Annotated in this window: 23 protein-coding genes; 20 read left to right on the top strand and 3 right to left on the bottom strand. The window is 65.3% G+C overall.

Translation table 11 applies throughout. The features are described 5' to 3' along the window. Positions 1-103 precede the first annotated feature (103 nt). From ACLQ7E_RS03515 to ACLQ7E_RS03460, 12 genes are all read left to right on the top strand, one after another. Complete coding sequence (locus ACLQ7E_RS03515) at positions 104-922, top strand: IclR family transcriptional regulator (RefSeq protein ID WP_411731221.1); 819 nt, start codon at positions 104-106, stop codon at positions 920-922. A 133-nt stretch (positions 923-1055) separates the two neighbouring features. Then, positions 1056-2342, top strand: a complete 1287-nt coding sequence (locus ACLQ7E_RS03510) for a cytochrome P450 (protein WP_411731165.1) — start codon at positions 1056-1058, stop codon at positions 2340-2342. Next, the gene (locus ACLQ7E_RS03505) at positions 2339-3433 is read left to right on the top strand and encodes a PEP/pyruvate-binding domain-containing protein (RefSeq protein ID WP_411731164.1); all 1095 of its coding nucleotides are present in this window, start codon (positions 2339-2341) and stop codon (positions 3431-3433) included. The genes ACLQ7E_RS03510 and ACLQ7E_RS03505 overlap by 4 nt, the downstream gene beginning before the upstream one ends. Positions 3434-3507: 74 nt before the next feature. Next, positions 3508-5373: a PEP-utilizing enzyme gene (locus ACLQ7E_RS03500; RefSeq protein WP_411731163.1), complete on the top strand. Its 1866-nt coding sequence runs from the start codon at positions 3508-3510 to the stop codon at positions 5371-5373. A 129-nt stretch (positions 5374-5502) separates the two neighbouring features. Continuing rightward, on the top strand, positions 5503-6264 hold the full coding sequence (locus ACLQ7E_RS03495; RefSeq protein WP_411731162.1) for an SDR family NAD(P)-dependent oxidoreductase: 762 nt from the start codon (positions 5503-5505) through the stop codon (positions 6262-6264). Positions 6265-6282: 18 nt separating this feature from the next. Continuing rightward, positions 6283-6603 carry a 2Fe-2S iron-sulfur cluster-binding protein gene (locus ACLQ7E_RS03490; RefSeq protein ID WP_411731161.1) on the top strand — a complete coding sequence of 107 codons (321 nt, stop codon included), beginning with the start codon at positions 6283-6285 and terminating at the stop codon, positions 6601-6603. A gap of 2 nt (positions 6604-6605) precedes the next feature. Continuing rightward, on the top strand, positions 6606-7904 hold the full coding sequence (locus ACLQ7E_RS03485) for an NAD(P)/FAD-dependent oxidoreductase (RefSeq protein ID WP_411731160.1): 1299 nt from the start codon (positions 6606-6608) through the stop codon (positions 7902-7904). Between the two features lie 49 nt (positions 7905-7953). Beyond that, positions 7954-8658, top strand: coding sequence for an HD domain-containing protein (locus tag ACLQ7E_RS03480; RefSeq protein WP_411731159.1), 705 nt, complete (start codon positions 7954-7956; stop codon positions 8656-8658). Then, positions 8655-10157, top strand: a complete 1503-nt coding sequence (locus ACLQ7E_RS03475; protein ID WP_411731158.1) for an aldehyde dehydrogenase family protein — start codon at positions 8655-8657, stop codon at positions 10155-10157. Before ACLQ7E_RS03480 ends, ACLQ7E_RS03475 begins: the two co-directional genes overlap by 4 nt. 481 nt (positions 10158-10638) lie before the next feature. Then, positions 10639-11232, top strand: coding sequence for a TetR/AcrR family transcriptional regulator (locus ACLQ7E_RS03470; RefSeq protein ID WP_411731157.1), 594 nt, complete (start codon positions 10639-10641; stop codon positions 11230-11232). Between the two features lie 11 nt (positions 11233-11243). Beyond that, positions 11244-12500 carry an MFS transporter gene (locus tag ACLQ7E_RS03465; protein WP_411731156.1) on the top strand — a complete coding sequence of 419 codons (1257 nt, stop codon included), beginning with the start codon at positions 11244-11246 and terminating at the stop codon, positions 12498-12500. Positions 12501-12720: 220 nt separating this feature from the next. Beyond that, positions 12721-13710, top strand: a complete 990-nt coding sequence (locus tag ACLQ7E_RS03460; protein WP_411731155.1) for a VOC family protein — start codon at positions 12721-12723, stop codon at positions 13708-13710. Positions 13711-13929: 219 nt separating this feature from the next. On the opposite strand, the gene ACLQ7E_RS03455 is transcribed toward ACLQ7E_RS03460, so the two are convergent. After that, positions 13930-14103 (bottom strand): hypothetical protein, encoded by a 174-nt coding sequence (locus ACLQ7E_RS03455; protein WP_411731154.1) that lies wholly within the window; start codon positions 14101-14103, stop codon positions 13930-13932. 64 nt (positions 14104-14167) lie between these two features. Then, entirely contained in the window at positions 14168-15115 is a 948-nt protein-coding gene (locus tag ACLQ7E_RS03450) for a trypsin-like serine peptidase (protein WP_411731220.1), read from the bottom strand. 472 nt (positions 15116-15587) lie between these two features. Between ACLQ7E_RS03450 and ACLQ7E_RS03445 the strand changes: the two genes are divergently transcribed. Then, positions 15588-16073 (top strand): very short patch repair endonuclease, encoded by a 486-nt coding sequence (locus ACLQ7E_RS03445; protein ID WP_411731153.1) that lies wholly within the window; start codon positions 15588-15590, stop codon positions 16071-16073. 93 nt (positions 16074-16166) lie between these two features. On the opposite strand, the gene ACLQ7E_RS03440 is transcribed toward ACLQ7E_RS03445, so the two are convergent. Further along, positions 16167-17063, bottom strand: coding sequence for a LysR family transcriptional regulator (locus ACLQ7E_RS03440; protein WP_411731152.1), 897 nt, complete (start codon positions 17061-17063; stop codon positions 16167-16169). Between the two features lie 164 nt (positions 17064-17227). Here ACLQ7E_RS03440 and ACLQ7E_RS03435 point away from each other — a divergent pair, with 164 nt between their 5' ends. The 7 genes from ACLQ7E_RS03435 (at position 17228) to ACLQ7E_RS03405 (ending at position 25739) form a co-directional block, all read left to right on the top strand. Further along, a complete protein-coding gene (locus tag ACLQ7E_RS03435) occupies positions 17228-18565 on the top strand; it encodes an MFS transporter (protein WP_411731151.1) in 1338 nt (445 codons plus the stop codon). Positions 18566-18627: 62 nt separating this feature from the next. After that, entirely contained in the window at positions 18628-20313 is a 1686-nt protein-coding gene (locus ACLQ7E_RS03430; RefSeq protein ID WP_411731219.1) for an acyl-CoA dehydrogenase family protein, read from the top strand. A gap of 22 nt (positions 20314-20335) precedes the next feature. Beyond that, complete coding sequence (locus ACLQ7E_RS03425) at positions 20336-21517, top strand: CaiB/BaiF CoA transferase family protein (RefSeq protein ID WP_411731150.1); 1182 nt, start codon at positions 20336-20338, stop codon at positions 21515-21517. A 40-nt stretch (positions 21518-21557) separates the two neighbouring features. Further along, a complete protein-coding gene (locus ACLQ7E_RS03420) occupies positions 21558-22748 on the top strand; it encodes an acyl-CoA dehydrogenase family protein (RefSeq protein WP_411731149.1) in 1191 nt (396 codons plus the stop codon). Between the two features lie 22 nt (positions 22749-22770). Next, complete coding sequence (locus ACLQ7E_RS03415; RefSeq protein ID WP_411731218.1) at positions 22771-23547, top strand: enoyl-CoA hydratase/isomerase family protein; 777 nt, start codon at positions 22771-22773, stop codon at positions 23545-23547. A gap of 38 nt (positions 23548-23585) precedes the next feature. Continuing rightward, positions 23586-24461 (top strand): 3-hydroxyacyl-CoA dehydrogenase family protein, encoded by an 876-nt coding sequence (locus ACLQ7E_RS03410; RefSeq protein WP_411731148.1) that lies wholly within the window; start codon positions 23586-23588, stop codon positions 24459-24461. A gap of 66 nt (positions 24462-24527) precedes the next feature. Further along, positions 24528-25739, top strand: a complete 1212-nt coding sequence (locus tag ACLQ7E_RS03405) for a thiolase family protein (RefSeq protein WP_411731147.1) — start codon at positions 24528-24530, stop codon at positions 25737-25739. The last annotated feature ends 41 nt before the right edge of the window (positions 25740-25780 follow it).

The following is a 25780-nucleotide window of genomic DNA, read 5'->3' as shown; positions in this document are numbered from 1 at the left end:
ACTTTCGCTTTCTTCCCTGGCCCTTCCGGTCACTTCCGAGGGGGCTCGCCTACACTCAAGGGTGCGCGGCGGATATCTGCCGCAGAAGGAAAGGACTGCGATGATGGCCGGTGGAAACCGAGTGCCCGGAAGCACCGTGACCTCCAAGGTCCTTGCCATCATGGAAGTGTTTGAAACATCGCGCCGGGCACTGAGCCTGACCGAAATCGCCGAGGCCTCCGGGGTCCCCCTGAGCACCACCCATCGGCTCGTGGGCGAACTGGTCGAGTGGGGCATGCTCAGCCGCGGACCCAACGGCGGGATTCAATTGGGGATGCGCTTGTGGGCCATTGCCCAGAATGCCGGGCGCCAACTGCGCGACACGGCCCGTCCCTTCGTCCAGGACTTGTTCTCCCTGACCGGGGAAACCAGCCAGTTGGCCGTGCGGGACGGCAACATGGCCCTGTACATCGACCGCGTCTACGGCTCCAAGAGGGTTCCGCGCGCCTCACGCGTCGGCGGCCGCCTGCCGTTGCATGCCACCGCGGTGGGCAAGGTGATCCTGGCATACTCCGAGGACTGGGTCACCGATGCCTACCTCAACCACCCGCTGGCCACAGTCACCGGGCACACCCACGTCAACCCGACCCGCCTGCGCGCCGAGCTGGCCCAGGTGCGGGAGCAGGGCTATGCCACGACCCAGGAAGAGGTCATCCTCGGTTCGTGCTCCATTGCCGTGCCGGTCTTCCACACCGGACGTCTGGGCTGCTCGATCGGGCTCGTGGTTTCCTCAGCCAATGCCGGCACCATGACCCGGCACCTGCCCGTGCTCAAGGGCATTTCCCAACGCATCGAGGCGGCCACGGCACGCATCCCGCTGGAGACCCTGCTCGGCAGCGTCACCGGCGGTGCCCCGCTGCCGCCCACAGAACCCCGGCCCTGAACCTCCTTCCACTGAGCGGGAAATGATCCATACCGTTTCGGTGTGTCATGGGTAACACTTGAGGCAATGAATGTTGCGCAGCCCACAACCGGGCGGCGCAACCCCGATCTTCTTTCCTCAAGGAGTCCGTTCCATGTCCAGCAGCAACGTTGCAGCCGGGGTTTGCCCCATGGGGCACGGCGCCACGGCACCGGCCGACCACCACGGTTACGAACCGTTCACCATGGAAAACCCGTTCCCCTCCTACACGAACCTCCGCAACGAACAACCCGTGATGTTCGACGAACGCGTCGGGCTCTACGTCGTCACCCGCTACGACGACGTCAAGGCCGTGTTCGAGGACTGGGAAACCTTCAGCTCGGAAAACGCCCAGGCCCCGGTGCGCAAGCGCGGCCCGCAGGCCACCAAGATCATGGACGACGGCGGCTTCACCACCTACTCCGGGCTCTCGGCCCGCCGCCCGCCGGAGCACACCCGGATCCGTGCGATCGCGCAGAAGGCCTTCACCCCGCGCCGCTTCAAGGCCCTGGAACCCTCGATCCGTGCAAATGTCATCGAGTCGATCGAGACCATGCTGGCCCGCGAATCGGGCACCGGCGACATCGTCAAGGACCTGGCCTACGCCATTCCGACCATCACCATCCTCACCCTCATCGGCGCCGACACCTCCCAAGTCGACACCTACAAGCGCTGGAGCGACTCCCGGGCCGCCATGACCTGGGGAGACCTGAGCGACGAGGAGCAAATCCCGCACGCCCACAACCTCGTGGAGTACTGGGCCGAATGCATGCGCCTGGTGGCCCACGCACACGAACACGCCGGGGACAATCTCACGGCCGACCTGGTCAAGGCCCAGACCGAGGGCGCGGAAATCACCGACCATGAGATCGCCTCGCTGCTCTACTCCCTGCTTTTCGCCGGCCACGAAACCACCACCACGCTGATCTCCAATTGCGTGCGCGTGCTACTGGCCCACCGCGAGGCCTGGGAACAGGTGGTCCAGAACCCCAAGGCCATCCCCGCGGCCATCGACGAGGTGCTGCGCTACGCCGGCTCCATCGTCGGTTGGCGCCGCAAGGCTCTGAAGGACACGGAGGTCGCCGGGGTCAAGATCCCCGAGGGCGCCGAGCTGCTGCTCTTGATGGGTGCGGCAAACCGCGACAAAAGCCGCTTCGAGGACCCCGAGGCCTTTGACATCGCCCGTCCCAACGCCCGCGAGCACCTCTCCTTCGGCTTCGGCATCCACTATTGCCTGGGCAACATGCTCGCCAAGCTGCAGGCCAAGATCGCCCTGGAGGAACTGACCTCCAGGATCCCGAGCCTTGAGCTCGTCGACGGCGAGGGCATCGAGTTCCGCAAGAACCTGTCCTTCCGCGTCCCCGAATACGTCAACGTGAGCTGGAAGGAATCCCAGGCATGAGCAACAACGACTTCATCGAATTCTTCGACGGCGGTGCCGAACCGAAGCTGGAAAACCTCGGCGGCAAGGGCGCCTCGCTTATCACCATGACGGCCGCCGGGATGCCCGTGCCTCCCGGATTCGTCGTCACCACCGCCGCCTTCGACGCCTTCATGGAAGGTGGCATCACTGACGAAATCAACGCGCTGTTGGGCGACCTCGACCCTCAAGACGTGAGCGCGGTGGACGCCGCCAGTGCCAAGATCCGCCTCATGATCACCCAGCGCCCGGTGCCTGCCGCCTTGCGGGAAGTCACCAAGGACGCCTACATCTCGCTGCAGTCGAACTTTGCCCAGGAGGTGCCGCTGGCGGTGCGTTCCTCGGCCACCGCGGAGGATTTGCCCGACGCCTCCTTCGCCGGGCAGCAGGACACCTATCTCTGGCTCAACGGCTACAACGCGGTCACCGAACACATCCGCGCCTGCTGGGCCTCGCTCTACACCTCCCGTGCCATCCTGTACCGGCTGAAGAACAACATCCCCGACGAGGGCCTGTCCATGGCGGTGGTCGTGCAGAAGATGGTCAACTCGGCGGCTTCCGGCGTGGCCATGACCTTGGATCCCACCAACGGGGACCGCTCCAAGATCACCATCGACGCCTCCTACGGCGTGGGAGAAATGGTCGTCTCCGGAACCGTCACCCCCGACAACATCCAGTTGGACAAGGTCACCCTGGCGATCATCACCGAACACATTGGCGCCAAGCACGCCGAGCTGATCCCCGATGCCGCCACCAACTCCCTGGTGGAAGTCGAGGTCAGCGACGAGCGCCGCGCGGTGCGCTGCCTCTCGGATGCGGACCTGGCCCTGGTGGCGCAGCTGGCCAAGCGCGCCGAGAAGCACTACGGCTGCCCGCAGGACATCGAGTGGGCGCTGGATGCGGATCTACCCGCAGGCGAAAACCTGCTGCTGCTCCAGTCCCGCCCGGAGACAGTGCACTCATCCAAGGCCACCGTGAAGCCGACCGGCGGCGGCTACGCCTCCTCCCTCGGACTGGGCTCGGGCTTCAACTTCTCCTCGATCACCTCCTCGTTGTTGAACACCGCGTCCTAGCCCCTTTGCTTCAACCACCATCGTTCGTCGATTTTCCCCAACTCCGCAGCATCTTTTGAAAGGCATCCACCACCATGAGCATGAAATCCTTTCCCAAGCCTTCCGATCTCCAGGTCCCCCCGGGCGCCGAGGGCTGGGAGGAGCTCTACCCGTACTACCTCGTCTTCCAGGACGCCCTGAAGGCGGAGGAAGACGAGAAGTTCTGGTTCTGCGACTCGCAGCACTGGCCCACCGTCTTCAAGCCCTTTGAGACCATCGGCGGCGAGTTCGCCGTCAAGTGCCTGGGCCAGTACAACGCCCGCCACCTGATGATCCCCAACGCCAACGGCATCGACTTCCGCATCCACCTCGGCTACCTCTACATGTCCCCGTTGCCTGTGCCCAGCGAGCAGATCGCCGCCCGCGTCCCGGACTTCGAGGCACGCATCGGCCACTACTTCGCCAACTGGGAAAAGCTGCTGGAGGCCTGGCACGTGAAAGTCAAGGGCACCATCGCCGAAATGGAAACCCTCACCTTCGAGGCCCTGCCCGAGCAGGTCCCGATGGCGGACATCCTCTCCGGCAAGGCCAAGGACGGCTCCGAGGTGCTGCTGGAGAACTACGACCGGCTGATCCAGCTCTGCTACCAGAACTGGCAGTACCACTTCGAGTTCCTGAACCTGGGCTACATCGCCTACCTGGACTTCTTCAATTTCTGCAAGGAAGTCTTCCCCAACATCCCCGACCAGTCGATCGCCACCATGGTCCAGGGCGTGGACATGGAACTGTTCACGCCCGACGACGAGCTCAAGGAGCTCGCGGCACTGGCCGTGGAACTGGACCTTTCCGGCGCCTTTGCCAACACCGATGACCCGGCCGCCACGCTTGCAGCCATCGCAGCTTTGCCCTCCGGCGAGCGCTGGCTGGCACGCTGGGAGGAGGCCAAGGACCCGTGGTTCAACTTCACCATCGGCAACGGCTTCTACGGGCACGACAAGTACTGGATCGAGCACCAGGAGATCCCGCTCGGCTTCATCGCCGACTACATCCACCGCCTGCAGGGCGGGGCGAACATCCTGCGCCCCACCGACAAGCTGATCGCCGAGAAGGACCGCATCGTCGAGGAATACCGGGATCTTTTGGATCCCGAGGTCCGCGAGGTCTTCGACGCCAAGCGCACCCTGGCCGCCACCGCCTACCCGTACGTGGAAAACCACAACTTCTACATCGAGCACTGGACCATGGGCGTGTTCTGGCGCAAGGTGCGCGAGCTGAGCCGAATGCTCCACGCCCAGGGTCTGTGGAACGAACCCGAGGACATGCTCTACCTCGGCCGCAACGAGGTCCGTGACGTGCTCTTCGACCTGGTCACCTCCTGGGGCATCGGCTCCGGCGCGCCGATCGGCAACGTCGTGTGGCCCAAGGAAATCGAACGCCGCCGCGGCATCGTCGATGCGCTGAAGACCGCCCGTCCGGCCCCGGCCCTGAACACCCCGCCGGAGGTCATCACCGAACCTTTCACCCGGATGCTCTGGGGCATCACCACCGAACAGGTGCAGCAGTGGCTGGCCAGCGATGAAGAGGGCGAATCCGGTGTGCTCAAGGGCATGGCCGCCTCCCCCGGCCTCGTCGAGGGCATGGCCCGGGTGGTCATGGACGCCGATGACCTCTCCGCGGTGCAGGCCGGAGAAATCCTGGTCGCACCGATCACCGCGCCCAGCTGGGGACCGATCTTCGGCAAGATCAAGGCCACGGTCACCGACATCGGCGGGATGATGAGCCACGCTGCCATCGTCTGCCGCGAATACGGTTTGCCGGCCGTCACCGGAACCGGCAGCGCCTCCACCACCATCCGCACCGGCCAAATGCTGCGCGTGGACGGCACCAAGGGCACCGTCGAAATCCTCGAGGAGGCGCCCGTGGTCACCGGCCCCGGGGCGCACTCCCACTCGCACGTCTAGGACCGCTCTCCCCCCTAGCGGTTCCGGATGTCCGTTGGTGGGCGGAGCACCCCAAGGTTCCGCCCACCACCTACCCCCGCTTCCCCAACCCACAGCATTCGCCCCAGTGAAAGGCCCCCGGTACAGATAATGACCACCGAAGCAAACACCCCGCCGGGCACGGTGTTGGTCACCGGCGCCGCCGGAGGCCTCGGCCGGGCCTTCGCCCTCGGATTCGCCAGGCGCGGCTATGCGGTCGCCGCGGCGGACATCGATCCGGCCGGCACCGCCCAGACAGCGGAGATGGTCCGGGCAGCCGGTGGCCGCGCCGAGGCCTTCACCGTCGATGTCACCAGCCCCGCCTCCACCGACGCGCTCGCGGCCCAGGTTGCAGGCTTCGCCGGCGGCCAGGTCCAGGTGCTCATCAACAATGCAGCCATCTACGCCACCGTCACCCGCTCGCCCTTCGAGGACATCGACTTCGACGAATGGGATCGGGTCATGGCAGTGAACCTCAAAGGCCCCTGGATGATGGCCCGGGCGCTGAGCCCGCACCTGGGAGCCGGCTCGCGCATCATCAACCTGGCCTCGGCCACCGTCTACTCCGGTTCCGAGCAGTGGGCCCACTACGTGGCCTCCAAGGGTGGGGTCATCGCCCTGAGCCGGGTCATGGCCAAGGAATTGGGCCGGCGCGAAATCACCGTGAACACCATCGCCCCGGGCTTCACCCTCACCGAGGCCAGCTTTCGCCTGATGGACAACGCCGAAAACTACGGGGTCGACCGCGGTGCGCTCAAGCGGGCCAGCCAGCCCGAAGACATCGTGGGCGCCGCGCTCTTCCTCGCCGGCCCCGACTCCTCCTTCATCACCGGTCAGACGCTCGTCGTCGACGGTGGCCGCCAGTTCATCTAGAAAGGTCGATTGATCATCATGCCTACAGTCCACGTCACCGATGCAGCAGGTGCCACCACCACCATCAACGCCAACACCGGGGACTCTGTCATGGAGACCGCGGTGCGCAACGGCGTCACCGCCATCGTCGCCGAATGCGGCGGCTCGCTCTCCTGCGCCACCTGCCACGTCTTCGTCGCCGAAGCCGACCTGCCGACCCTGGAACCCATGGGCGAGATGGAGGACGAGATGCTCTACGGCACCGCCGTGGACCGCGAGGACAACTCCCGGCTCTCCTGCCAGATCCGCCTGTGCGAGGGCCAGGACCTTCACGTCACCACCCCCGAAACGCAGGTCTAGACATGGACACCACCACCATTCCCTCCCTTGCCGGGGCCAACGCGCCGGAAACGGGGACCGCCACCGGACTGCTGATCATCGGCGCCTCCCAGTCGGGCGTGCAACTGGCCATCTCGCTGCGCGCCCTGGGCTACACCGAACACATCACGCTGCTGGGCGATGAGGACCACCGCCCCTACCAGCGCCCCGCCCTGTCCAAGGAATTCCTGCAGGACAAGGTCGGTTCCGAATCCCTGATCTTCCGCACCAACGACTACTGGATCGAACATCGCATCACCCTGGTCAAGGGCGAGCGGATCAAGAGCCTCGACTCCAACCCCGACGGCAGCGGAACCGCCCACGGCACCTCCGGCACCACCTACCCCTATGCCCGCCTGGCCCTGACGGTCGGTGCCCGCCCGCGGCACCTCGAGGCCCCCGGCGCCAAGCTGGACGGGGTGGTCTACCTGCGCAACGCGGACGATGCGCTGCGGCTGAAGGAGCTGGCCCCCGCCACCACCGACGTGGTCGTGGTCGGCGGCGGGTTCATCGGCTTGGAGGCGGCCAGCTCCCTGGCTGCCATGGGCAAGCGCGTTACGGTCCTGGAATATGGGCCCCGCCTGGTGGGCCGGGCCGTGGGTGAGGCCACCAGCGAATACTTCCTGACCCAGCACCGCAAGCGCGGCCTGGACATCCGCATCGGGGCCCGCATCGAGCAGATCCTCGACGACGGCAACGGCGCCCTGCGCGGGGTGCGGCTGGCGGACGGGTCGGAACTCAAGGCCCAGATCGTCTTGGTCGGCATCGGGGTCATCCCCAACACCGAGCTCGGTGAGGCGCTGGGTCTGGAGGTCAACAACGGCATCGTCGTGGACGCCGGCGCGGTGGCGTCCGACGGCACCACCATCGTCGTCGGCGACGTGGCCAACATGCCCAACCCCGTCCCCGGCGCACCGACCGGCGAGCGCATCCGCCTCGAGTCCGTGAACAACGCCATCGAGCACGCCAAGGTCGCCGCCTATTCGCTCATGGGACGCAGCGAGGAATATGCAGGCATCCCGTGGTTCTGGTCAAACCAGGCGGACATGAAACTCCAGATTGCAGGGCTCTCCACCGGATTCGATTCCACGGTGATCCGCCAAGACCCCGGCAAGGGGAAGTTCACTGTCCTCTACTACCGCGACGGGCGCATCATCGCCGCAGACGCCGTCAACGCCCCGCTGGACTTCATGGCCGTCAAACAGGCCCTGGCCGCCGGCAAATCCATCGACCCGGTGGCCGCGGCCGAGCCGGCCACCATGCTCAAGACCCTCATCATTTAGACATTTCTCCCCCCATCCTTCTTCCCGGACGCAAGGAGCATCACGCGCCATGAACACCCTCACCGACACCGATCCCGGCGCCGCCTTCGCCGCGGCCTACCCGCAACGTCCCATCCCGGCCCCCGGGCCGGTGGACACCACGCCCATCTGCCTGACCCCGGGCATCGAGGCGGACCTTCTTCCGCTCTGGGCAGCTGTGGTCCCGGAAACCCGGGCCCGCGGCAACGACATCCACCTGCCGATCTCCCTGGCCTTCGCCCGCCGCCTGTGTGATGCCTACCCCGTGGCCAACCGCGAACTGGTGCTGGTCTCGACCCTGTTGCACGACACCGGGTGGGCGCACGTGGATGAAACCAAGATCATCTCCGAGGGCTTCCGCGGCGACTGGCGCAAGGCAGACATCCGCTTTGAGCACGAGCGCCTGGGCTGCGACGTGGCCCGCCGGGTCCTTCCGCCCGTGGGCTACGAGCCGGCGTTCATCGAGGCGGTCTGCGCCATCATCGACGGGCACGACACCCGCCCGGTGGCCCACTGCCTGGAGGACGCGCTGATGCGCGACGCCGACCGGCTCTGGCGCTTCGACCACGCCGGCATCGCGCTGGCCGCCGGCTGGTTCTCGCAGAACCCTGCCGCCTATACGGACCGACTGGAAACCGAGATCATCCCCGAGCTCATCACCCGGGCCGCGGTGGACATGGCCACCACCGACCTGGAACGCTCCCGCGCCCTGCTGCAAACGGCGGTGCTGCGATGAGCACGCAACAGCAGCTTGGCGCCGCAGCCGCGCGCTCGGCCCTGGCCATTCCCTACCGCCACGTCGACACCCACTTCATCGACGGTGCCTGGGTTGCCTCCACCGGCGACGCCCGCAACGACGTCACCGACCCGGCCACCGGATTGGTGTGGGGTTCGGTCGCCAACGGCACCACCGAAGACCTCGAGAAGGCGGTGGACGCGGCACGGACTGCCTTCGACTCGGGCCCCTGGCCCCTCCTTGCCCCTTCCCAACGGGCCGTGGTGCTGCTGCGCATTGCCAATCAGATCGAGGCACGAACCACCGAGCTGTCGCTGACCAACACGCTGGAAAACGGCTCCCCGGTCTCCGAGACCAAGGGAGCGGCGGCCAACGCCGCGTCCATCTTCCGCTACTTTGCCTCGCTGGCCCCGTTGCTGGAATCCGAGGACGTCCGTCCCTTCCCCAACGGCCTGGGCGAGTCCCTGGTGCGCCGGGACCCGGTGGGCGTGTGCGGACTGATTGCCCCCTGGAACTTCCCGATCAACTTGATGGTCATCAAGTTGGCGCCCGCGTTGCTGGCCGGGTGCACCGTGGTGATGAAGCCGGCCTCCCCCACGCCGTTGTCATTCAGGATCATCATGGATGCGCTGGCTGCCGCCGGTGTTCCGGCCGGTGTGGCCAACCTGGTCACCGGGTCCGGCCGTCTGGGCGATGCGCTGGTGCGCCATCCCAAGATCAACAAGGTCGCCTTCACCGGCTCCACGCCGGTGGGCCGCAAGATCGCCGCCGCCTGCGGGGAACTGCTGCGCCCTGTCACCCTCGAGTTGGGAGGGAAGTCCAGCGCACTGGTGCTGCCGGATGCGGATCTGGGCGCCATGGGGGACGCGTTGATTCGCTCCTGCATGCGCAACACCGGGCAGACCTGCTACATTTCCACGCGCATCCTGGCCCCGTCGGAGCGCTACGACGAGGTCGTGGACCTGGTGACGTCAACGATTGCCGCCGCACCCCAGGGCGACCCGCTGGATCCGGCCACTGTCTTTGGCCCGTCGGCCACCTCCAGCCAGTACCGGACGGTGCTCGAATACATCGAGTCGGGCCATGCCGAAGGAGCCCGCGCCACCACCGGCGGCCGGGCGGCACAGCTGGGCGGAGACCTGGACGCCGGTTACTTCATTGCCCCGACGGTGTTTGCGGATGTGTTGCCCGGGATGCGGATTTCCCGTGAAGAGATCTTCGGGCCGGTGGTTTCGATCCTGCGCTACGACGGGATCGAAAAAGGCATCGCGCTGGCGAACAACACCGAGTTCGGTTTGGGCGGCCTCGTCTTTGGCTCCGACACCGACGCGGCACAGGCAGCGGCCCAACGCATGGATACCGGAAGCGTCGGCATCAACTTCTTCGCATCCAACCATGCTGCGCCCTTTGGCGGGCGCAACGATTCGGGGCTGGGCACCGAATACGGTCCCGAGGGCCTGGCAGCCTATTTGAGCTACAAGTCGATTCACCGCCGCTGAGGACGGCAAGCCGCGAACGGCCTTCACACCCAACGTCATGGCCAGGCACATCAGATCCATAGGCTCGGACCATAGAGTCATAACTACCTCATGAAGGTGCGAGTGATGCGAGCACCGGCTGGATATACGATTCATTCCCCCGAATCTTCCGGCCGGTGCTCAAACCTTTAACGGCGGCTTCGCCGGTTCGCCGACATTTGAGTCCCGCCTGCCCATCACGAGGGTCACTTGGGAAACGGATGCGCGCCTGCGGGCAGCTCGCCTCACGGGAATCGTCCCTACGGCACTCGGCCGGGTCGCGCTCTTCGACCCTGGGGACAACTCCGCCGCCGGATCCCGACGCCGGGAAAGGCACGGGATTCGACACGACCAAACCGCCATGCCCGACATACTGCGGGTGCCCCGGATCACCCCGTATTTTCATCGCGCAATGCGCCCCGAATGCTAAAGTAAAGTGTCACTTTACTTTAGGGATTCCTGCATGAGCGAACGAATTTGGCCCGTCAGCGCCCGCCCCAGAAGCCAAAGAACGCACCAGGCGGTGCTCGACGCCACCAATGACTTGTTGCGCGAGGCGGGCTTTGCGGGTGTCACCATCGAGCGCCTTGCCGCCAGGTCCGGCGTCAGCACCGCAACCATCTACAAGCACTGGCCCAGCAAGAATGCCATCGTGGCCGAGGCCTTCGGACGCACCGCCACCGAGGCCCTCAAGATTCCCGGAGGCGGGGATCCGCTGGAGGACCTGGTGGACTTCGCCGTCGCGTCGTTGACCTTCCACAGCATCGAAAGCGGTCGGGTGTTCTTCCAGTTGCTGGCCGCCTGCTCCATGGAATCCAGCGGTGCCCGCTACTTCCAGGAGTACTACCTGGGCCCCCGTCGCGAAACCATGCTCCCGCTGTTCACGCGGGCCATCGACGCGGGTGAGATCAAGGCCGACGTGGAGATCAACGTCGCCATCGACGTTATCTTCGGTGCGGCCATCTTCCGCCTGATGCGCGATGCCACCGCATCGGACGAATCCACCATCCGCAAGACCATCGAGCTCTCCGTCAGCGGACTGCTCACCAACACGTGAAAGGCCCAGCCGTGGCGCAGCCCAAGAGCGCAATCGAAACCAACGAACGACCCGTCGCAACCGCAACCTACACCGCGGATCGCCGCGGGTTCGCCATTGCAGCGGCGGGCCTCGCCCTTCTGGCTGCCCACTCGGGCGCCCCGTCCCCGCTTTTTCCGCTCTATGCCGAACAATGGGGCCTGACCCCGCTGGCCATCAGCACCGTCTTTGCCGCCTACATCCTGGGGCTGGTTGCCACCCTGCTGACCGCCGGCGCGCTCTCGGACCACATTGGCCGGAGGCCCGTCGCGGTGGCCGCACTATTCTTTGCCGCCGCATCGATGGCGGTGCTGGCGCTGGCGAGCGGCTTCGGCGATCTGGCCGTTGCCCGCATGCTGCAGGGCATCGCCTCGGGGCTCGGGTTCGGCACGCTCGGCGCGGCACTGCTGGACTACACCCCCGCGTGGAAACACGCCAAGGTCGCCATGATCAACGGCGCGCTGCCGCCCATGTCGCTGGGGCTCGGCGCACTGACCAGTGGCGTGCTGGTGGAATTCGCCCCGCACCCGTTCCAGGTTCCCTACCTGGTCATCTTTGTTCCCCTGCTGCTGGCCTGCGCCGCCGCCTTCACGCTCAAGGAGAAACACCCGCGCCGCCCCGGCGTGCTGCGCTCACTGGTTCCCACACTCATGATCCCCCGGGAGGTGCGCGAACGGTTCTTCGTGGCAGTCGGCGCCTTGTGCGCCAGCTGGGCACTGGTCGGCCTGTATCTGGGCATCGGCCCCACGGTGAGCAAGACGCTGCTGAACATCGACTCGCCCTCCATCGGCGCGCTGGCCATTCTCGCGATGACCGGCACCGGCGCACTCACGGGCCTGCTCAGCTTCGGGATCAAGAGCGAGAAGGTCATGGCCATCGGCGCCTCGGCACTCATCCTTGGGGTTGGAGCAATTGCCGCCGCGGTGGCGCTGGAAAGCACGTGGCTATTCTTCGCCGCCAGCGTCATCGGCGGAATCGGCTTCGGTGCGGGGTTTCAGGGTGGACTTCGCTCGGTGCTCGAACTACTCCCGCCCCTGCAGCGCGGCGGTACACTCTCGTCGCTCTACCTGGTCAGCTACATGGCGTTCGGCGTGCCGACGCTGGTCGCCGGACTGCTCATTCCCACGCTCGGACTGCAGAACGTCGTCAACGGGTACGCGGCATTGGTCATAGTCCTCTCACTGGTGGCGCTCGCACTCCTGCTTCGATCGCGCACCAAGCGCATCCGCCGGGCCGCCACCGCGACCTGAGCGACAATCCGGCTTCGTCCCATGTCGGACGGAGGATCAAGGCGCCGGAACGGCCGGCACATTCCGGGTGGCCGCTCTGTCACGGATGCCCCGCTCTCCGGCCGACGGCGTCGCCGGTCGAGCGTCCCGACCGCCGGGCCAAGCACTGTTTCGCCACATAAGCTAGAATTTAGTTGAAACATCAACTTTATTTCTTTCCGGCAACGACGGGGACCTCACCATGGGCAAAACTTCAGCGCGCCGCGCCGACCGCTTTCGACCCACGCGGTGGGTGATCGCTGCGATCCTGGCGGCCCTTGCATTCGTGCTCGCGGCCTGCGGCACAAACGCCGGGGCCGGCGACGGTCCCTCGCCCAGCGAGCTGGGCCCCGGACTGCGGATGGGTCCGGTCGAATTGGTGACGGCTGATCTCGACGGGCTCCACCGCTTCTACACCGAAGGCGTGGGCCTCACCACCATCAGCAGCGATGAGGATGACGTTGTCCTGGGCACCGAGGACACCGAGCTCTTCCGCCTGATCGCGGCCGACTCCCCCGATGCGGCGCCGGATGACTACACCCAGGCCGGGCTCTACCACTCCGCATTCCTTTTCCCCGACGAGGCCGAGCTGGCCGCTTCCGTGCTGCGCACCGCGAACCTGGCAGCGGCCTCGTTCCAAGGTTCCAGCGACCACAAGGTGAGCAAGGCCTTCTACTTCACCGACCCCGAGGGAAACGGCGTCGAGCTCTATGTTGATACGCCCGAGGACACCTGGGAGTGGAACGACGGACTTGTCACGATGGGTTCTGCGGCGCTGGACCCGAATGCCTTCATCGCCGAGCATCTTGGAAACCGTGCTCCCGCTGCCCGCGCCACGGCTGTTTCGATGGGGCATGTGCACCTGCGCGGCGGCGACCTGCAGCAGGCCGAGGAGTTCTACGAAGACGGGCTCGGATTCGCCGTGACGGCCCGTTCGGAAGGCGCCATCTTCCTGGCGGCCAATGGTTACCACCACCACCTTGCCGTCAACACCTGGTCCTCATCCGGAGCGGGCAAACGCCCAGAAAGCCTCGGCCTGCGAGTCGTCTCCCTTCAGGTGGCCGATGATGCCGAACTAGACGCCATCGCCGCCCGTCTCACCGCGAACCAGATCCCGCACGAGCTCGGCAACCTGTCCCTGGCCACCAACGACCCCTGGGGCACCCGAATCATGGTGCGAGTTGCCGACTGACCAGGCGTGTGTAAATCTCGCGCGGACTTCTCACACCCAACGCCATGGCCCGGCACAAGAAATTCATAGGCTCGAACCATAGAGTCGGCAGTACCTCATGTAGGTGCGAGTGATGCGAGCACCGGCTGGAAACACGATTCGTCCCCCGAATCTTCTGGCCGGTGCTCAAACCTTTAACGTCGGATTTCGTGAATTTACACGTGCGGATTCACCACCAGGTCAATCCTCGTCGTTCAAAATTTCCGGATCTGGCAATTCGATTTCCCGGGGCACCGCAGCTTTTCGTCGTTCCTCCGTGAAATATTCAAGTTGCTCCTCAGGCGTCGCGTTCAGTTTGAAGACGGATGCTTCGATGCCCTTCGATTCGTTGTTCGTGTTATCGCCGGATTCCATGTTGCACGTCCTAAACGACGGTGGGTGGAATGCCATCATGGCACTCCACCCACCGTTTGGACTACTAGTTTTGTGCTGCCTGGTATGCCTGCTCGATGACCGAGCCCCAGTATGGGCCGAACATCGTATTGCGGATTCCTCCGTAGCCGAAGCTGTTCACGGAGTTCTGGAACCCATCCGATCCACCAAGGAACCATGGCCCGCCGGAAGAACCGCCGGTCATGTTGCACGGAATTCCCTGCGACTGCGTCTGCCCGTAAGGATCGTCTGTCGCGGCTCCACTGCATGATTGCAGGGTCTCCCCATCAAACGGCCGTGCGGCCGGATAGCCAAAGGCGGTGTAGGTCAGTCCCCTGGCCTGGTTGAAGGCGACGCCGGAGGCACCGACCTGATCTGCAAGACTCACGCCGCTCTGGTCCGAGACCACTGCGAAGGCCGTGTCGTAGGTGATGTCCCCGCTTTGCGTCCACTGCGTCGGAGCGACGAGCTCAGTTGCTGCGAAAGACCCATAGGGAGCGCTGCCGTTTTCATAGGCAGGAACAAAGACCCAACGAGTCGCGAAGGCACCCGGTCCCTCGTTGACACAGTGGCCCGCAGTCGAGACGGTCGCTTCGTTTGCGGCGACAACGGCGTTTCCGGAACATACGTAGTTCGCTCCACTCAAGGTGAAGAACACCTTGCCTATATGGGACACGGGTGTCTCGGCCACGTTCTTGACCGGTTTGCTTGCAGTTGGCTTTGCCTTGCTTGCGCTTCGCCCGGCAATCTTGGTTGATTCACCGATATCCAGCAGGGCGTTCGACGCCGATTTGCCGCGGGTAAGGCTATCGGCGGGCTTGGCGTCCTTCATTCGCTGGGGTGTCCAGTAGTTCATTGCCGCTTCGGCCTGCGTCGAAGAGATCTTCTTCATGTCGACCGAATCGGTTTCGGACAGCGGGGCGGAGGTTGCCGTGGATGCGGTTCCACCGATCAGGGCGCCTGCGAGAAGAAGCCCGGCTACCATCCTGCTCATGGATTTGCCCTTGGGATTCTGACTTACGTACGTTGCTTGCACGTTTTTTCCTGTCCGGTGGCGTCATTGCCACCTTCAAAAGTGTGTGCCGGGGCACTGGAGGACAACAGTCAAACACATGCTTCAAACAGTGACTAGAGACTTTTGGCTAACATTTTCGGGGCCGAATATTCTGGGGCCCGGAAATTTATGAAACGAATCAGAGTCCAAAATTCGGGGATTACCCCCGAGTAGGGTAGCCATCGAAATTGGCAGCTTTTCCCCAAATTCACGCTTCTTGGGGCTGACGCAACAGAATGTAGGGCATGTCCGGGTTCTTGTTTGGCCAAAGTTGCGAAGCCACATTGCACAATGAGCCCGTTCTTGGAATGTGAAGGAAATCGGCGGCAACGATAGTGGCGGCGGCAAGAAAAAAATCTTCCTCTGACGATTGATCGTGCCCTTTCGGGAGCAGCGGGTGCACAATCAAGTCATGGACAGCATGTCCAAACAGGCGCGCTCGCAACTCATGGGCAAGATCCGTGGCAAGGATACGAAGCCCGAGCTATTCGTGCGAAAGTTGCTCCACGCCGCGGGGTACCGTTACCGGCTACACGGCCGCATTCCACGTGGAACACTCGAGAAGCTGAAGCGCGAGAATCCCGAGACACTACTGCGCGGCGGCAGGCTCCCCGGCGCCCCAGACATTGTCTTTCCCGCGCGTCGCCATGCCGTCTTTATCAACGGCTGCTTCTGGCACCTACACGATTGTCCCGCCGGACAGCACGCGCCGGCGACCAACGCGCAATTCTGGGCGGACAAGCGCAACCGCACCCACGAACGGGACCAGCAAAACGCTGCAGCACTGCACGCGCTGGGTTGGGAGACGATCGTGCTGTGGGAGTGCGAACTGCGCGACCCCGAGTCCACGCTTGAAGCCCTCGCCGATTTTCTGGGGCCGCCATTGTGGATCGAGTAAGCGCACCCTGCAGCACCCTGGGTGGCACCGAGTCTTCTGTGCCACCCAGGGTGCTGTTAGCCGCGGATTCCACGACTAGAAGCAGTCACGGGATCAGTCGTCAACAGCGGGCGGGAATGCGCTATGTGCCAGTCCAACCACTGTGCGCAGCGCCAGGGACGGATTCGAATCCCGCCATGCCAGCGCGATGGGCAGCACGATGTCCGAGTCGACGAGTGGAAGGTAGGAGACGCCGTCGACCTGGATATGCTTCGACGAGCCGACCACGATCGCAACCCCGACATCCGCCCCGACCAGTGCCAGCATGCTGTAGGGATCCGGGGCCTCCTGGGCAACGTGCGGCACGAAGCCGGCTGCCGTGCACAGGGAAAGCATGGCGTCCCGGACTCGGGATCCGTGCGTGGCAGGATAAGCGATGAATCGCTGGTCCCGCAGCTGCCCAATATCGATCTCTTGCTGGCCGGCCAGGCGATGGTCACTGGGAACAGCGACCATTAGGGTCTCGTTGCGCACCAGCAGCGTGGAGATCCCTACGGGGGCCGGAGAGCTGATCACACCCAGGTCGATCTCCCCGTCACGGAGCATGGATAAGGCCTCGCCCGAGTACATCTGGGGCTGGAGGTCGAGGCTGATCCCGGGGTGCGCGCGAGAGACCTCCCGGGCCAGGATCGACATGATCGAATACCCGGTGGTTCCGGCGAAGCCGACCTTGACACTGCCGATCTCGCCTTGTTGGGCGGAACGGGCAATCCGCTTCACGCCGTCGACATGGACATGAATGGCCTTGGCAGGTTCCAGCAGCGCCTCGCCGGACGGGGTCAGCCGGACCTTGCGCGTGGTGCGTTCGAACAACTCCGTACCCAGCTCCCGCTCCAGCAGACGAATGATTCGGCTCAAGGCGGGTTGGGCCATGTGCAGCTTTTCCGCTGCCCGCCCAAAGTGCAGTTCCTCCGCCACGGCCAGAAATGCCTCGAATTGCCGAAACTCCATGTCCAGTTCCCTTCCCATATTGGCGCCGACCAGCAGTGTTTTGATTATTCTAAAATCTACATCAATGAGTGGTAAATGTGGTCTTGGACTATAAAGATCAATCCTGAAAGAGTGGTATCCGACACAGGGGTGAGTGAGACCCCTCACCCCCACGGAGGAGCACCATGAGCATCAGGAACGCATCAACGTCGGACGCGCCGACGGTGGCCGGGATCGATCCGGCCCAGGGACGCAAGGCGGGTATCGCCGCCTTCGTCGGCACCACCATCGAGTGGTTCGACTTCTACATCTACGGCACCGCCTCGGCCCTGGTGCTGGGCAAGCTCTTCTTCCCCGAAGCGTCAGCGGCCATCGGCACCCTGGCCGCCTTCGCTACCTTCGCCGTCGGCTTCCTGGCCCGGCCCCTGGGCGGAATCATCTTCGGCCACTTCGGCGACAAGTTCGGCCGCAAGAACACCGTCATCACCACGCTGCTGCTGATGGGAGCCGCCACCGTCGGCGTCGGACTGCTGCCGACCTACGCACAGATCGGTGTCGCCGCCCCGATCCTGCTGATCCTCCTGCGCGTGATCCAGGGCGTGGCCATGGGCGGTGAATGGGGAGGTGCGGTGCTCATCGCCACCGAATTCGCACCGCCAAAGAAGAAGATCCTCTACGGTGCCTTCGCCCAGCAAGGCTCGCCCGTGGGCAACCTGCTGGCCACCCTGGCCTTCCTGGGCCTGACGTTCCTGAGCAACGAGGCGTTCAACTCCTGGGGCTGGCGCCTGCCGTTCCTGGCCTCCGCCGTGCTGATCATCATCGGCCTCTACATCCGCCTGCACATCACCGAGACCCCGGAAATGGTTAAGGCCGTCGAGTCCAAGGCCCAGAAGCGCGTGCCGCTGGCCGAACTCATGAAGGACCACTGGCGCGTGGTGCTGCTGGGAGTTGGGGCCGTGGTTGCCGGTGTTGCCATCACCTACGTGAAGACCACGTTCGCCCTGTCCTGGGCCACCAAGGACCTGGACTTCGGACGCACCGAGTTCCTGCAGATCATCACCGTCGCACTCATCGCCCAGGTCATCATCCAGCCCTTCGGCGCCATCCTGGCCTCGAAGATCGACGTGAAGAAGGCGGTGCTGTGGATGCTGCTGCCGGAGATCGTGCTGCTGCCGCTGATGTTCTTCATGATCCAGACCGGCAACTTCGCCCTGGCGATGATCGGCATGGTGCTGGCCACCGCACCGCATGCGATGTACTACTCGGCCCTGGCCGGGGTGCTGGCCCAGCTCTTCCCCACGCACATCCGCTACACCGGGATCTCCGTGGCGTACCAGCTCTCCACCGCCGTCTTCGCCGGCACCGCCCCGTTCGTTTCCCAGGCGTTGCTCACCTCCACCGGCTCGATCTGGCCCGTGGTGTTCCTGGCCCTGGGCTACGTGATCCTGTCCATCATTTGCATGAGCATCCTGCTGCGCGGCAAGGCCTGGGCCAACCGCGAAGTCGACGCCGTCACGAGCTGACAGCCTCGATCCGGTCCCTCCCCACGCACACCCCCTCGATTCTTGAAAGACACGTGAACCCGATGAACTTTGCCACCAGCGACCCGGCACTGCTGCCCCTCGTCGAACGCTACCTGGACACCGAAGACCGGGACCTGCTCGTCCCGGTGCTGACCGAACTCGGCGCCGACGTCGCCAACCGACTGGCCGCGCTGGCCGATACGGCAGACAAGAACAAGCCGACCCTGGAGCACTTCGACCGCGACGGCAACCGCGTGGACGAGATCACCTACCACCCCAGCTACATCGAGCTCTCCAAGGCCGCGTACGAGACGTACGGCCTCTCGGCACTCTCGCACCGCGGCATCCACGGCTGGGAGAACACTCCCCCGCACCTGGCCAAGTACGCCATGAGCTACGTCTTCGTGCAGGCCGAATTCGGTCTGGCCTGCCCGGTCTCGATGACCGACGCCGCGGCACGCACGCTGCGCAAGTTCGGGGACCCCAAGCTCTTCGGTGCCTACATCGACGGCTTGACCTCCACCGACGCGGATACCCGCTACACCGGCGCGATGTTCATGACCGAGACACAGGCCGGCACCGACATCGCCATGACCGAAACCCAGGCCGTGCCCGATGGCGAAAACTGGCGGCTGTCAGGCAAGAAGTGGTTCACCTCCAACCCGGATGCCGACGTGGTGCTGACCCTGGCCAAGTACCCGGGCGGGGATGACACCACCCGCGGCGTGGGCCTGTTCATGCTGCCCAAGGTCCTGCCCGACGGCACCCGCAATTCCTATGTGATCGACCGTCTCAAGGACAAGATGGGCACCCGCTCGATGCCCTCGGGCGAGATCACCCTCGATGGCGCCTACGCGCTGCAGGTGGGCCGGCTTGACCACGGCTTCAAGCAGATGGCGGAGATGATCAACACCTCGCGCCTGTCCAACGCCATGCGCTCGGCGGCTTTGATGCGCCGCGCGGTCTCTGAGTCGGTCGAACATGCTCGCCAACGGGTGGTCTTCGGCAAGCCGCTGATGGAACAGCCACTGATGCGCAACACCATCCTGCCCCTGGCCCTGGAGGCCGAGGCGGCCCTGGGACTGATCTTCCATTCGGGCGACACCCTGCAGAAGGCCGACGCCGGGGATGAGAACGCCAAGTCGCTGATCCGTGTGCTGACCCCGATCGCCAAGCACTACATCTGCAAGAAGGCCCGCTGGGTCACCGGCGAGGCCATGGAGATCCGCGGCGGCAACGGCTACATCGAGGACTGGCCGAGCTCGCGCTTGCTGCGCGACTCGCACCTCGGCTCCATCTGGGAAGGTTCCTCCAACGTCATCGCCCTGGACGTGCTGCGCTGCATGAGGCAATACGGTGCGCACCAGGTCGTCACCGACTCGATGCTTGAAAAGCTCTCCGCCCTGGAAGCCACCGACGCGGCCCCCGGGGCCCAGCAGCTCACCGAGGCCTGGCACGAGGCGCTCACCCGCGGAGACGCCATCCTCGCCGGCGAAAACCAGGACGCGCAGGCGCTGATCGGCCACTACACCAACACCCTGGCCCAGCTGATCATGGCCACCCTCCTGCTCGAGCAGGCCATCGAGGAATCGGCCACCGGCTACCGCAAGCTGTTGGTCGCCAACTCCTACCTCGATTCGGTTGTCAACGGCAGCACCGGCACGCTGCCGGTGGCCCTGCAATGGCTTGATGAACTCGTGGACGGTGCCGAGGTGCCCCGCGAGGCCGCTCTCAAGGTTTTCAAATAAGCACCGGAAAAGGCTGAACACCATGGAAAAGAACGTGAACCCCACCGCCGGCGGCCCGCTGGCGGGCATCAAGGTCGTCGACCTCTCCAAGATCCTCGCCGGCCCCTACGCCACCATGTCCCTGGCAGACCTGGGCGCGGACGTCACCAAGGTCGAACACCCCGAAGGCGGGGACCCCACCCGCTCCTGGGGCCCGCCGGTCGAAGGCACCGATGCGACCTACTACCTGGCCATCAACCGCGGCAAGAAGTCGGTCACCATCGACCTGAAGTCCGAGGAGGGCCAGGAGATCGTGCACCGCATGCTCGCGGATGCAGACGTCTTGGTGGAGAACTTCCGCCCCGGCTCCGGCCTGCAGCGCATCTTCGACTACAAGGTGCTCTCCGAGCGCTACCCGCACCTTGTCATCCTGCACATCTCAGCCTTCGGCGACCACGGGCCGCTGCGCGACGAGCCGGGCTACGACATGATCGCCCAGGCCGCCGGCGGACTCATGTCGCTGACCGGGGAACCGGGCGGGGCACCGCTGAAGGCCGGCTTCGCCATGGGTGACCTGGGCGCCTCGCTCTTCGGAATCATCGGCCTGCTCGCGGCGCTGGTGGAGCGTTCGCGCACCGGGCTGGGCCAGTATGTGACCACCTCGCTGTACGAGTGCCAGCTGGCCCTGCACGTGAACTGGGCAACCAACTACTTCGCCGACGGGGTACGCCCCGGCCCGCTGGGCTCCGGCCACCCGAACCTGGTCCCGTACCAGGGGTACCAGGCACGGGACGGCTACTTCGTCATCGCGGTGGGCAACGACGCGATGTGGCAGAAGCTCTGCGCCGCGATCGACCGCCCGGATCTGGGCGCGGATGCGGACCTGGTCACCAACAACGGACGGCTTGCCCACCGCGAACGGCTCAACATCGAGCTGGAGAAGGCGCTGAAGGCCAAGACCGTGGCTGCCTGGTGCGAATTGTTCGCCGAACGCGGCGTCCCCGCCTCCCCGATCCGTTCGCTGGATGAGGTCTATGCCCACCCGCACACCGCGGCCCTGGACATGGTCCAGATTGCGGACCACCCTGTCATCGGGGATCTGAAGCAGGTCGCCTTCCCGGTGAACTTCCGCGGCGAACGCCCGCGGGTAGGCACCGCTCCCCCGATGCTGGGTGCCGACAACGCCACGGTGCTTCCTGCCTACGCCCCGCAGCCCACGGCCTAAGCGCCACCCAAGAATTCAGTTCCAGAAAAGAGATACCGCCATGAACACCCTTGCCCTCGAACGCGACCCGGCCCTGGCCAACTCCGACGTGCTGAACCTCGACGCGCTGTTCAGCGCCGAGGAACTCGCCTTCCGCGACACCGTGCGCGGATTCGTCAACGAACGCATCAAGCCGAACATCAGCCATTGGTACGAGGCGGCCCACTTCCCGGTGGAGATCGCCCGCGAAATGGGCGAGCTCGGACTGCTCGGCATGCACTTGAAGGGCTACGGCTGCCCGGGCCGCTCCTCGGTGGAGTACGGCATCGCCGCCATGGAGCTGGAGGCCGGGGATTCGGGCCTGCGCACCTTCGTCTCGGTGCAGGGCTCGCTGGCCATGACCGCCATCCACAAGTGGGGCTCGGAAGAGCAGAAGAACACCTACCTGCCGGGGATGGCCAAGGGCGAGATCATCGGCTGCTTCGGGCTGACCGAACCAACCGCCGGCTCGGACCCCTCCTCCATGCAGACCCGAGCCGTGCGCACCGAGACCGGCTGGGTGCTCAACGGCGCCAAGCGCTGGATCGGCCTGGCCAACATCGCCCAGATCGCCATCATCTGGGCCGCTACCGACGAGGGCGTGCGCGGCTTCCTGGTCCCCACCGACACCCCCGGCTTCACCGCCACCCCGATCGAGCCGAAGCTCTCGATGCGTGCCTCCATCCAGTGCGACATCACCTTCGAGAACGTCGTCCTTCCGGACACCGCGCTCCTGCCGGGAGCCACGTCCCTGCGCGGACCGTTCTCCTGCCTGAACGAGGCACGCTACGGCATCATCTGGGGCGCCATGGGCGCGGCCCGCGATTCCTACGAGGTCGCCCTGAAGTACTCGCTCGAGCGCATGCAGTTCGACAAGCCGCTGGCCGCCTACCAGCTGACCCAGCTCAAGCTGGCCAACATGCTCCTTGAAATCCAGAAGGGCACCCTGCTGGCCATCCACACCGGCCGCATGAAGGACGCAGGAACCCTTCAGCCGGTGCAGATCTCGGTGGGCAAGCTGAACAACTGCCGCGAGGCCATCGAGATCTGCCGCGAGGCCCGCACCATCCTGGGCGGCAACGGCATCACCCTGGATTACTCACCGCTGCGCCACGGAAACAACCTGGAATCGGTGCGCACCTACGAGGGCACCGACGAGGTCCACACCCTGATCCTGGGCAACCACATCACCGGCCAGCCGGCCTTCCGCTAAGGAGGAACCCCCAGTGAAGACCATGGCCTTTGAGACGATCCTCGTTGAGGTTTCGGGCAACCTCGGCATCATCACCATCAACCGACCCGATGCCCGCAATGCCCTGAACCCCACGGTGGTGCGCGAACTGCTCACCGCCCTGGAGGACTTTGCAGAGAACGGGCAGGTACGGATCGTGGTCTTCACCGGTGCCGGGGACAAGGCCTTCGTGGCCGGGTCCGACATCACAGCGCTGGCCACCTACTCGGCCATCGACGGGCTGAACGCGAAGATGCAGCGCTTCTTCGACTACCTCGAGGACTACGAGCTGCCGACCATTGCCGCCATCAACGGGTTTGCGCTCGGTGGCGGCAACGAGCTGGCCATGGCGTGCGACATCCGCATTGCCGCGGAGGGCGCACGCTTCGGGCTGCCGGAAACCAACCTTGGAATCATCCCCGGGGCCGGGGGCACCCAGCGGCTGTCCCGGCTGGTCGGCAAGGGTCGTGCCGTGGAACTGATCCTCACCGGCCGGATCTTCGACGCGGCGGAGGCCATGCGCATCGGGCTGGTCACCGAGGTCGTACCGGCCGCGGGCCTGTTGGAAGCGGCACGAAGGACGGCAGGGCAGATCACGGCCAAGGGCCCGCTGGCCATCCGGCTGGCCAAGCTCGTGGTCAAGAACGGCGCCGAGACCGACCAGCGCACCGGGCTGCTGCTCGAGCGCCTGGCCCAATCTCTGCTGTACACCAGCAACGACAAGGCCGAAGGCCTGAACGCCTTCTTGGAAAAACGCCCCGCCAGCTTCACCGGCTCCTAAACCCGCACGCCCACGCACTACCTTCAAGGACAACACTTATGCATATCAACAACATCCTGGTCATTGGATCCGGTGCCATGGGCTCGCAGATCGGCATGCTTGCGGCCCTGGCAGGCTACCGGACCACCATCCAGGACATCGCCGAAGTTTCGCTGGCCGCGGCCCGCGCACAGCTGTCCTCCCGCATGGACAACTCCGTGGCCAAGGGCCGGCTTTCCCGCAAAGATGCCGACGCGGCGTTGGGCCGCCTGCGTTTCACCACCTCATTGGAGGAGGGAGCGGCGGATGCCGACTTCGTCATCGAGGCCGCCACCGAGAAGCTGGAAATCAAGCGGGCCATCTTCGCCGCCCTGGACGTCGCGGCACCTGCCCACGCCATCCTGGCCACGAATTCCTCCACGCTGGGCTCCTCCAAGGTCGCCTCGGCCACCTCCCGCCCGTCCAAGGTGTGCAACATGCACTTCTTCAACCCGGCGCTGGTCATGAAGTGCGTCGAGGTGGTCAGGCACGAGGAAACCAGCCAGGAAACCATCGACGCCACCATGGAACTGGCTCGTTCCCTGGGCAAGTCCCCGGTGCTGGTCAACAAGGAGATCCCCGGCTTCGTGGCCAACCGCCTGATGGGTGCGCTGCGTGACGAGGCGCTGCGCCTGCAGGAGGCCGGCATCGCCAGCATCGCCGACATCGACACGACCGCCAAGACCGCGCTGGGCCACCCCATGGGCCCCTTCGAGCTCATGGACCTGGTGGGCCTGGATGTCAGCTACCTGATCCGCATGGCCACCTATCAGGAGACCGGGAACGAGTCCGACCTGCCGCACCCCGATGTGAAGGCGCTCTACGAGGCCGGCCGCTTCGGCAAGAAGACCGGCTCGGGCTGGTACGACTACGACGGCACCGGAGCCAAGAAGTAATCCCCCTCCCGGTACCGCCGGCCGGGGCCCCCCACGCGCACGACACCGACTCTAAGGAACAACACCATGGCAGAGGCATTCCTCATTGGCGGGGCCCGCACCCCGGTCGGCAGCTACGGCGGTGCGCTGTCCTCGGTGCGCCCCGACGACCTGGCAGCCATCGCCATCAGGGCCGCGGTCGAGCGCGCCGGCATCGACCCGGACACGGTGGACGAGGTCATCTTCGGCAACGCCAACGGCGCCGGTGAGGAAAACCGGAACGTCGCACGCATGGGCTGGCTGCTGGCCGGTTACGGCGAGAACGTCCCGGGCATCACGGTCAACCGGCTGTGCGCCTCTGGCCTGAGCGCCATCATCATGGCCAGCCACATGATCAAGGCGGGCGCCGCGGACGTCGTCGTCGCCGGCGGCGTCGAGTCCATGAGCCGGGCCCCCTGGGTGCAGGAAAAGCCGACGAAGGCCTTCTCCAAGCCCGGCGAAATCTTTGACACCTCCATCGGCTGGCGCTTCGCCAACGACCGCTTCACCACCGGGGACCTGTCCCGCAACGGCAAGATGACCCACTCCATGCCGCAGACCGCCGAGGAAGTCGCCGAGGTCTACGGCATCAGCCGCGAGGACGCCGACGCGTTCGCCGTTTCGTCCCACGAGCGCGCGCTCGCGGCGATGGCAGGCGGCAGACTCGAGGCCGAAATCGTGCCGGTGACCATCCGCGGCCGCAAGGGCGAGACCGTGGTGGACACCGACGAGGGTCCGCGTGCCGGCACCACCGCTGCGGTGCTCGCCGGGCTGCGACCCATCATCAAGCCCGGCGGCGTGGTCACCGCAGGAAACTCCAGCACCCTGAACGACGGATCCTCCGCGATCGTGATTGCTTCCGAGGCCGCGGTGAAGAAGTACGGGCTGGTTCCGCGCGCCCGCATCGTCGACGGCGCATCGGCCGGAACGGCCCCGGAAACCATGGGCATGGGCATGGGCCCCTCCACCTTGAAGGTGCTGGAACGTGCCGGCTGGGGCATCGGGGACCTGGGCGCGGTCGAGCTCACCGAGGCCTTTGCCTCCCAATCCCTGGCAGTCATGCGGGAACTGAAGCTCGATGCGGGCATCGTCAACAACGACGGCGGCGCCATTGCGCTGGGCCACCCGCTGGGCTCCAGCGGTTCGCGCCTGGTGGTGACCCTGCTGGGCCGAATGGAACGCGAAAACGCCAACCGCGGCCTGGCCACCATGTGCGTCGGCGTGGGCCAGGGAACGTCGATGCTCATCGAGCGCGTCTAGGGATTCATTGGTTCGGCGCTGGCCGTGCACCTGCAATTGCA

This window comes from Paeniglutamicibacter sp., from assembly GCF_046714615.1.
Classification (GTDB): domain Bacteria; phylum Actinomycetota; class Actinomycetes; order Actinomycetales; family Micrococcaceae; genus Paeniglutamicibacter.
Note: the sequence above shows the minus strand (reverse complement) of the source record. Positions and strands in the feature narration are given on the sequence as shown.

What these genes read in the sequence shown, in the direction of transcription:
- ACLQ7E_RS03450 (WP_411731220.1), bottom strand. Translation starts at nt 15,115, where the DNA reads ATGAGCAGGATGGTAGCCGGGCTTCTTCTCGCAGGCGCCCTGATCGGT.
- ACLQ7E_RS03460 (WP_411731155.1), top strand. Translation starts at nt 12,721, where the DNA reads ATGGGCAAAACTTCAGCGCGCCGCGCCGACCGCTTTCGACCCACGCGG.
- ACLQ7E_RS03415 (WP_411731218.1), top strand. Translation starts at nt 22,771, where the DNA reads ATGGCCTTTGAGACGATCCTCGTTGAGGTTTCGGGCAACCTCGGCATC.
- ACLQ7E_RS03480 (WP_411731159.1), top strand. Translation starts at nt 7,954, where the DNA reads ATGAACACCCTCACCGACACCGATCCCGGCGCCGCCTTCGCCGCGGCC.
- ACLQ7E_RS03515 (WP_411731221.1), top strand. Translation starts at nt 104, where the DNA reads ATGGCCGGTGGAAACCGAGTGCCCGGAAGCACCGTGACCTCCAAGGTC.
- ACLQ7E_RS03470 (WP_411731157.1), top strand. Translation starts at nt 10,639, where the DNA reads ATGAGCGAACGAATTTGGCCCGTCAGCGCCCGCCCCAGAAGCCAAAGA.
- ACLQ7E_RS03495 (WP_411731162.1), top strand. Translation starts at nt 5,503, where the DNA reads ATGACCACCGAAGCAAACACCCCGCCGGGCACGGTGTTGGTCACCGGC.
- ACLQ7E_RS03475 (WP_411731158.1), top strand. Translation starts at nt 8,655, where the DNA reads ATGAGCACGCAACAGCAGCTTGGCGCCGCAGCCGCGCGCTCGGCCCTG.
- ACLQ7E_RS03410 (WP_411731148.1), top strand. Translation starts at nt 23,586, where the DNA reads ATGCATATCAACAACATCCTGGTCATTGGATCCGGTGCCATGGGCTCG.
- ACLQ7E_RS03485 (WP_411731160.1), top strand. Translation starts at nt 6,606, where the DNA reads ATGGACACCACCACCATTCCCTCCCTTGCCGGGGCCAACGCGCCGGAA.
- ACLQ7E_RS03425 (WP_411731150.1), top strand. Translation starts at nt 20,336, where the DNA reads ATGGAAAAGAACGTGAACCCCACCGCCGGCGGCCCGCTGGCGGGCATC.
- ACLQ7E_RS03435 (WP_411731151.1), top strand. Translation starts at nt 17,228, where the DNA reads ATGAGCATCAGGAACGCATCAACGTCGGACGCGCCGACGGTGGCCGGG.
- ACLQ7E_RS03505 (WP_411731164.1), top strand. Translation starts at nt 2,339, where the DNA reads ATGAGCAACAACGACTTCATCGAATTCTTCGACGGCGGTGCCGAACCG.
- ACLQ7E_RS03445 (WP_411731153.1), top strand. Translation starts at nt 15,588, where the DNA reads ATGGACAGCATGTCCAAACAGGCGCGCTCGCAACTCATGGGCAAGATC.
- ACLQ7E_RS03405 (WP_411731147.1), top strand. Translation starts at nt 24,528, where the DNA reads ATGGCAGAGGCATTCCTCATTGGCGGGGCCCGCACCCCGGTCGGCAGC.
- ACLQ7E_RS03440 (WP_411731152.1), bottom strand. Translation starts at nt 17,063, where the DNA reads ATGGAGTTTCGGCAATTCGAGGCATTTCTGGCCGTGGCGGAGGAACTG.
- ACLQ7E_RS03500 (WP_411731163.1), top strand. Translation starts at nt 3,508, where the DNA reads ATGAGCATGAAATCCTTTCCCAAGCCTTCCGATCTCCAGGTCCCCCCG.
- ACLQ7E_RS03420 (WP_411731149.1), top strand. Translation starts at nt 21,558, where the DNA reads ATGAACACCCTTGCCCTCGAACGCGACCCGGCCCTGGCCAACTCCGAC.
- ACLQ7E_RS03430 (WP_411731219.1), top strand. Translation starts at nt 18,628, where the DNA reads ATGAACTTTGCCACCAGCGACCCGGCACTGCTGCCCCTCGTCGAACGC.
- ACLQ7E_RS03490 (WP_411731161.1), top strand. Translation starts at nt 6,283, where the DNA reads ATGCCTACAGTCCACGTCACCGATGCAGCAGGTGCCACCACCACCATC.
- ACLQ7E_RS03455 (WP_411731154.1), bottom strand. Translation starts at nt 14,103, where the DNA reads ATGGAATCCGGCGATAACACGAACAACGAATCGAAGGGCATCGAAGCA.
- ACLQ7E_RS03510 (WP_411731165.1), top strand. Translation starts at nt 1,056, where the DNA reads ATGTCCAGCAGCAACGTTGCAGCCGGGGTTTGCCCCATGGGGCACGGC.